The organism is Streptomyces sp. UF-297, from assembly GCF_058245575.1.
In genome coordinates this window covers 57,485-64,934 of the sequence record NZ_JBSIBZ010000052.1, presented here as the reverse complement: position 1 = coordinate 64,934, position 7,450 = coordinate 57,485, and the positions used below count along the sequence as shown (strand labels likewise).

Genomic DNA, 7,450 nt, shown 5'->3' with positions numbered 1-7,450 from the left:
AGGTCCTGTGGAGCAGTTTGGAGTGCTCGCCACCCTGTCAAGGTGGAGGCCGCGGGTTCAAATCCCGTCAGGACCGCTGCGGCTGGGTAGCTCAGTTGGTACGAGCGTCCGCCTGAAAAGCGGAAGGTCGCCGGTTCGACCCCGGCCCCAGCCACACCGCATGAAGAAGGCCCCGATCCTCCTGGATCGGGGCCTTCTTCATGCTCCCGTGATCTCTACCTCACGCGGTCCCCCGCCCCCTTGGAGAAGAACAGCCACGCTCCGCCGCTGATCGCCGCCACACCGGCCAGCCTCAGCACCCCGCGCACCAGCCGCTCGATGTCCCCGCCCCACTGCTGCGGGGAGCCGAAGGACAGCCAGAGCAGCAGCCCGATGCCGGCCACCAGCACGGCCACCCCGCCCATGCGTCGTATTCCGTTGTCCATGGGCCAATGATCGCGTACGCACCGCCTCAGACCGCCGCGTGCGCCGGTGCCACCGCGCTTTCCCGGCCACCGGGGTGCCGGTGCCGCCAGACCCAGAAGACGGTGCAGGACAGCAGCGCCCAGCCCGCGAGGACCAGGAAGGGGAAGGCGTGCTGGTGGCCGCCGAAGTAGACCGCGGTGTGCTGGGCGTTGACCGAGGCGCCCGGCGGCAGCCAGCGGCCGATGTGGCCCAGTACGGACGGCAGCAGCGGCCAGGAGACCGCGCCGCCGGAGGACGGGTTGCCCAGCAGCACCATCAGGCCCCAGGTGGGGAGCATCGCCCAGCGGCCCATCAGGACGTTGAACATCGAGAAGACCATGCCGGAGGCGAACATCGTCAGCGCCAGGATCGAGAAGGACTCCAGGAACGGCAGGTTCAGGGCGCCCAGCAGCCAGTCGACCACCGCGACGATGGCGAAGGAGCCCAGCAGCGCGTACGCGGCGGTGAAGGCGATGCGCTCGGCCGGGTTCAGGGCGCGGGCGTGCACGCTGAGCTGGATGGCGCCGACGAAGCCGATGATCACCGCGGCCAGGGAGATGTAGAAGAGCGCAAGTCCCCGCGGGTCGCCCTCCTGGAGCGGCTTGATGTCCTTGACCTCGACGGGGACGCCGGCCGCCGCGCCCACCTTGGGCCCGGCCTCGGCGAGCAGCTGGGCGACCGAGGCGCCGGAGGCCCCCGACACGTCCAGCTCCACGCCCCGCTCCCGGACGGCGAGGATCGCGAAGACCTCCTGCTCGTCCACGGCCCGCTTCGCCTCGCCGTATGTGGCGTAATCGCGCAGCTGGAGCGAGGCGTTGAGGGCCTTCTCCATGCCGTCGACGAAGGCCCGGCCGTGCGGCGCCTGGGAGGAGCCGACCACGGCGGTGGGGATGCGGTGCGGGGCGGGGTTGGCCATGGAGTACGTGTACGAGCCGGCGAACAGGCCCGCGGCGGCGGCCAGGATGAACACCAGCACCACGGCCGGCAGGAACGGCGATCTCTTGACGGCCGCCCATCTCTCGGCCCTGGTCAGGGGCCTTCCGTGCGCGCCGTGAGCCCCACCGTCGGGAGCGCTTCGGGCAGGGTCCTGGGCAGAGGGGCCGTCGTGTTGATCATCCATACCGCCACGCTAAGACAGCCATCCGGGACATTCCCGTGCAGGTCCGCCATTCCCGTACGCGTGCCCGTACATCCGGCCCTGCGCCCGCCTGTACGCCTGGCCCTGCGCCCGCCCACGCGGCCCGTGTCCGCACCCCTCGCGCGCCCGCCCCACCCACAAATGGTTCGCCAGTCGTTTCGGCGAGGTGAGATCCTGGGAGTCGTATGTCCAGTCAGCCTGCCCCCGCCCTGTCCGACGGCGCCGCTCCCACCCTGCCCGCCCTGCTGGAGCGGCTGTCCGCGCTGACGCTGCGCGACCAGCAGCGACTGGGCCGGCGGCTGGAGGGCGCTCGCCGTATCCGTAAGCCCGAGGCCCGCGCTGCGGTGCTCGCCGAGATCGAGGACGGCATCCAGGAGGCGGAGCTGCGCGTCGAGCAGCGCCGCGCCGCCATGCCCGAGGTCACCTATCCCGAGCAGCTCCCGGTCAGCCAGAAGAAGGACGAGATCCTGGCGGCGATCCGCGACCACCAGGTCGTGATCGTCGCGGGTGAGACCGGCTCCGGCAAGACCACCCAGATCCCCAAGATCTGCCTGGAGCTGGGCCGGGGTGTGCGCGGCCTGATCGGGCACACCCAGCCGCGCCGGATCGCCGCGCGCACCGTCGCCGAGCGGGTGGCCGAGGAACTGCGCACTCCCCTGGGCGAGGCGGTGGGCTGGAAGGTCCGCTTCACCGACCAGGTCGGCTCCGACACCCTGGTCAAGCTGATGACGGACGGCATCCTGCTCGCCGAGATCCAGACGGACCGCGAGCTGCGCCAGTACGACACGATCATCATCGACGAGGCCCACGAGCGCAGCCTCAACATCGACTTCATCCTCGGGTATCTGGCGCAGCTGCTGCCCAAGCGGCCCGACCTCAAGGTCGTGATCACCTCCGCGACCATCGACCCGGAGCGCTTCTCCCGGCACTTCGGGGATGCGCCGATCATCGAGGTCAGCGGGCGTACGTACCCCGTCGAGGTGCGCTACCGCCCGCTGCTGGAGGAGGGCGGGGACGACTCCGACCGCGACCAGATCACCGCGATCTGCGACGCGGTCGACGAGCTCCAGGCCGAGGGGCCGGGCGACATCCTGGTCTTCCTCTCCGGCGAGCGGGAGATCCGGGACACCGCGGACGCGCTCACCAAGAAGCAGCTCAAGCACACCGAGGTACTGCCGCTGTACGCCCGTCTCTCGCACGCCGAGCAGCACCGGGTCTTCCAGCGGCACACCGGCCGGCGGATCGTGCTGGCCACCAACGTCGCCGAGACCTCGCTGACGGTGCCGGGCATCCGGTACGTCATCGACCCGGGCATGGCCCGTATCTCGCGCTACAGCTACCGCACCAAGGTGCAGCGCCTGCCCATCGAGCCGGTCTCGCAGGCCAGCGCCAACCAGCGCAAGGGCCGCTGCGGCCGTACCAGCGACGGCATCTGTATCCGGCTGTACTCGCAGGAGGACTTCGACTCCCGGCCGGAGTTCACCGACGCCGAGATCCTGCGCACGAACCTCGCCTCCGTCATCCTGCAGATGACCGCGGCCGGGCTCGGCGACATCGAGAAGTTCCCCTTCATCGACCCGCCGGACCGCCGCAACATCAAGGACGGCGTCGATCTGCTCAAGGAACTGGGCGCGATCGACCCGCTGCAGAAGGACCCGAAGAAGCGCCTCACCCAGGTCGGGCGGAAGCTCTCGCAGCTGCCGGTGGACCCGCGGCTGGCGCGGATGGTCCTGGAGGCCGACCGCAACGGCTGTGTGCGCGAGGTCATGGTGATCGCCGCGGCGCTGTCGATCCAGGACCCGCGCGAGCGGCCCTCGGACAAGCAGCAGCAGGCCGATCAGCAGCACGCCCGGTTCAAGGACGAGACCAGTGATTTCCTGGCTTACCTGAATCTGTGGCGCTATGTCCGGGAGCAGCAAAAGGCCCTTTCCTCCTCGGCGTTCCGCCGGATGTGCCGCAGCGAGTTCCTCAATTACCTGCGGATACGCGAGTGGCAGGACATCTACTCGCAGCTGCGTACGGTCGCCAAGACCATGGACATCCACCTGTCCGACCAGGATGCGGCCCCCGATCACATTCACACCGCCCTGCTCTCCGGTTTGCTTTCGCACATCGGGCTCAAGGACACCGACGCCAAGAACGAATACCTGGGAGCGCGCAGCGCGAAGTTCGCGGTCTTCCCCGGCTCGGCGCTCTTCAAGAAGCCGCCGCGCTGGATCATGTCGGCGGAGCTGGTGGAGACCTCGCGGCTGTGGGCCAGGGTCAACGCGAAGATCGAGCCGGAGTGGGTGGAGCCGCTCGCCCAGCACCTGGTCAAGCGGACGTACAGCGAGCCGCACTGGGAACAGAAGATGGCCGCGGTGATGGCGCACGAGCGGGTCACGCTCTACGGCGTACCGATCGTGGCCCAGCGCAAGGTCAATTACGGGCGCATCGACCCGGAGACCTCCCGCGACCTGTTCATCCGCAATGCCCTGGTCGAGGGCGACTGGCGCACCCACCACCAGTTCTTCCACGACAACCGCAAACTGCTCGGCGAGGTCGAGGAGTTGGAGCACCGCGCCCGGCGCCGCGACATCCTCGTGGACGACGAGACGCTCTTCGACTTCTACGACCAGCGCATTCCCGAACACGTGGTGTCCGGTGCGCACTTCGACAGCTGGTGGAAGAAAAAGAAGCACGATGAGCCGGAGTTGCTCAATTTCGAGCACTCCATGCTTATCAACGAGTCCGCCGAGGCCGTCACCAAGGACGACTATCCGGATGCGTGGCGCCAGGGAAAGCTGAAGTTCAAGGTCACCTATCAATTCGAACCGGGCGCCGACGCGGACGGCGTGACCGTCCACGTCCCCCTCCAGGTCCTCAACCAGGTCTCCTCCGAGGGCTTCGACTGGCAGATCCCGGGCCTGCGCGAGCAGCTGGTCACCGAGCTGATCCGCTCGCTGCCCAAGCCGATCCGCCGCAACTACGTCCCGGCGCCGAACTTCGCCGCCCGCTTCCTGGACACCACGGTGCCCCTGCAGGGCGCGCTGACCACCGCACTGGCCGCGGGCCTGCAGCGGATGGTCGGCGTCCCCGTGGACGCCGCGGACTTCGACCTGGCCAAGGTCCCCGACCACCTCAAGATCACTTTCCGGGTGGTCGACGAGCGGCGCCGCAAGCTCGCCGAGGACAAGGACCTGGAGGCGCTGCGTCTGACGCTCAAGCCGAAGACGCAAGCCGCCATCACCAAGGCCTTCGAGCAGGCCGCCCAGAAGCCCGCCAAGGGCGCGCAGGGCGGCAGCGGCGCGGAGGGAGGCGCCGGCGGCCCGCTGGCGGGCCTGGAGCAGCGTACGGGCCTGACCGCCTGGACGATCGGCGCGCTGCCGCGCACCTTCGAGACCCGGCGCGGGGGCCAGCCGCTCAAGGCCTACCCCGCGCTCGTCGACGAGGGCAGCAGCGTGGCCGTACGCCTCTTCGACACCGAGGCCGAGCAGCTGACGGCGATGTGGGCCGGAACCCGCCGCCTCATCCTGCTCAACATCCCCTCCAACCCCGCCAAGTTCGCCCAGAGCAAGCTGACCAACCAGCAGAAGCTCGCCCTGTCCGCGAACCCCCACGGCTCCATCGCCGCCCTCTTCGAGGACTGCGTGACCGCCGCCGCCGACCGCCTCATCGCGGCCCGCGGCGGCCCGGCCTGGGACGAGGAGGCCTTCCGCAAGCTCTTCGACGCCGTACGCGCCGACCTGGTCGACGCCACGATGCGCACCGTCCAGCAGGCCCAGGAGGTGCTGGCCGCCTGGCACGCCTGCGAGCGGCGCCTGAAGGCCACCACCTCCCCCACCCTCCTGCCCTCCCTCACGGACGTCAGGGAGCAGCTGGCGGCATTGATCAAGCCGGGCTTCGTGACCGCGCACGGCGCCAAGCGGCTGCCGGACCTCATGCGCTACCTGGTCGCGGTGGACCGCCGCCTGCAGCAGCTCCCCACCAACTTCGAGCGGGACCGTGCCCGCATGGAGAAGGTGAAGGAGATGCAGGACGAATACGGCTGGCTGCTGGAGCAGTTCCCCAAGGGCCGACCGGTGCCGCAGCAGGCGCTGGAGATCCGCTGGATGATCGAGGAGCTGCGGGTGAGCTACTTCGCCCATGCGCTGGGCACCGCGTACCCGGTCTCCGACAAGCGCATCGTGAAGGCCGTGGACGCCGCCGCGCCCTGATCCCGCCGGGTCCGCGTCCGCCCGCCGGGAGCGAGTTCGACCGCACCCCCTGACCTGCTGTAGAGTCTTGCTTCGCAGCCACCGCGCAAGCGGAGGAAGCAGCAAGGTCCTGTGGAGCAGTTTGGAGTGCTCGCCACCCTGTCAAGGTGGAGGCCGCGGGTTCAAATCCCGTCAGGACCGCACTACCGGAACGGCCCGCTCTGACTTCGAGAGCGGGCCGTTCCGCTTTCCCGGTACGGCCCCGGCTTCTCGAAGGCCCCCTTCCGCTTCCCGTGCCGCTGCGTCATCTCCGTATCCGGTCACCCCCGCTGTTTCTCCCCTGCGCGGCGAACGGCGCCGCCGCGGGCGTGAATCCATCCGCTGACCACGTCCGGGACCGGCCGGTGCGGGGGCCGGCGGGCGCCACGTCCGTACCAGGGCCCCCGCCTGCGGCCCCGGCCACCGTCCGCACCGGTCCGGAACCGTACGGTCCGGGCCACCGGTGCCTTGACTGGGGCACGTACCACCGGTACGCACGAAGGAGAGCGTGGGGGCCAAGGAGGTGCGGGCGATGACGACAGCCGCGAGGCACGAGACCAGGGCGCTCTTGCGCGCGCATCTGGCGGCCGCATCGGGCTATCGGCACCTCACCCGCCACTGCCCCATCTGCCACCAGCTCCTGCGGCTGGCCATGGAGCGGCCCGCCGCCCGCACGGCCCCTGAGGACGCCTCCAGCGCCCCTGAAGAGCCCGCGGGGACCGGGGACGAAAGTCCCGCGGCTCAGTGACCAACGGCGCTCTCACCAACGCACGCGCGGTGGGACGCTGTTGTTGTACGGGTGCCGCCATCCCTCTACCGCAGCGGCCGCGCCCCGCACAAGCACCACAAGTTGTGACGGGTGTCACCGCACGTCTTTCGGGAACAGGGGAACTTACACCCGTCCTACAACAGGTCAATTTAATATGTGCAATTGCACCACCTGTCCGGCGGCGCCCCGAGCACGCCCCTGGACCGCGAGGACAGGGCCCCGCCGGCGCCCCGCAGGCCAGGACCGGGCGGTCCGGTCGGTATGCCGAAGACCCCGGCGCACACAAAAAGATCGCGCTGGACCCGGCGGAGTCCAGCGCGATCTGATGACGTACCCATGTGGAGCGGGTGTGGGGCCTGTTGGGGCAGGCGCCGCGTCATATGGAGCTGTGTGGAGCTAAGTGGTGCTAGGTGGGCCGCAGGCGGGTTGGGGGACCCGAAAACAGCCCGGTCATGCGGTTATTCAGGCCTCGCTGCGCTGCTGCGGGATACCCGCGAGCAGTGCGCGGACCTCAGCTTCGCGGTAGCGCCGGTGTCCTCCGAGCGTACGGATGGACGTGAGCTTGCCTGCCTTGGCCCAGCGGGTCACCGTCTTCGGGTCCACGCGGAACATCGTGGCGACCTCGGCGGGGGTAAGCAGCGGCTCGGCGTCAGGGGTGCGAGCGGTCATGAGCGGCCTCCTCGGGAGAACCGAACCATCACGGTTCTTTCCTCTAAATTCTGCACCTTGACCCGCGTTGCCCGAAATGGCGGACGCGGGCCGAGTCGGTTATAGGACGAACGGCTTGTCCTCGGCACTACAACTACACCATCTGTCCAGCCGCGTCGGCCAAACCGATGGAATTGCCCTCTCAGGTGTTCAACCTCGGCGGAAGCCGATGGACTA

At 69.3% G+C, this 7,450-nt stretch carries 5 protein-coding genes and 3 tRNA genes; 5 read left to right on the top strand and 3 right to left on the bottom strand.

Going from position 1 to position 7,450, the window contains the following annotated elements; translation table 11 throughout:
- Position 1: 1 nt before the first annotated feature.
- A tRNA-Asp gene (locus tag AC4IJH_RS26415) sits at positions 2-76 on the top strand.
- A gap of 4 nt (positions 77-80) precedes the next feature.
- Positions 81-154, top strand: a tRNA-Phe gene (locus tag AC4IJH_RS26410).
- A gap of 61 nt (positions 155-215) precedes the next feature.
- Here AC4IJH_RS26410 and AC4IJH_RS26405 read toward each other — a convergent pair.
- Both AC4IJH_RS26405 and AC4IJH_RS26400 read right to left on the bottom strand, forming a co-directional pair.
- The gene (locus tag AC4IJH_RS26405; RefSeq protein ID WP_490854353.1) at positions 216-425 is read right to left on the bottom strand and encodes a hypothetical protein; all 210 of its coding nucleotides are present in this window, start codon (positions 423-425) and stop codon (positions 216-218) included.
- A 26-nt stretch (positions 426-451) separates the two neighbouring features.
- The gene (locus tag AC4IJH_RS26400; RefSeq protein WP_490854352.1) at positions 452-1,564 is read right to left on the bottom strand and encodes an ABC-2 transporter permease; all 1,113 of its coding nucleotides are present in this window, start codon (positions 1,562-1,564) and stop codon (positions 452-454) included.
- Positions 1,565-1,767: 203 nt separating this feature from the next.
- On the opposite strand from AC4IJH_RS26400, the gene hrpA reads away from it, so the two are divergent.
- From hrpA to AC4IJH_RS26385, 3 genes are all read left to right on the top strand, one after another.
- Complete coding sequence (gene hrpA, locus AC4IJH_RS26395; protein ID WP_490854351.1) at positions 1,768-5,778, top strand: ATP-dependent RNA helicase HrpA; 4,011 nt, start codon at positions 1,768-1,770, stop codon at positions 5,776-5,778.
- A 105-nt stretch (positions 5,779-5,883) separates the two neighbouring features.
- Positions 5,884-5,958: transfer RNA gene (locus tag AC4IJH_RS26390), tRNA-Asp, on the top strand.
- Positions 5,959-6,328: 370 nt separating this feature from the next.
- Positions 6,329-6,544 carry a DUF6274 family protein gene (locus AC4IJH_RS26385; protein ID WP_490854350.1) on the top strand — a complete coding sequence of 72 codons (216 nt, stop codon included), beginning with the start codon at positions 6,329-6,331 and terminating at the stop codon, positions 6,542-6,544.
- Between the two features lie 483 nt (positions 6,545-7,027).
- Here the strand turns inward: AC4IJH_RS26385 and bldC are convergent, their stop codons facing one another.
- Entirely contained in the window at positions 7,028-7,234 is a 207-nt protein-coding gene (gene bldC / locus AC4IJH_RS26380) for a developmental transcriptional regulator BldC (protein ID WP_003949541.1), read from the bottom strand.
- Positions 7,235-7,450 lie beyond the last annotated feature (216 nt).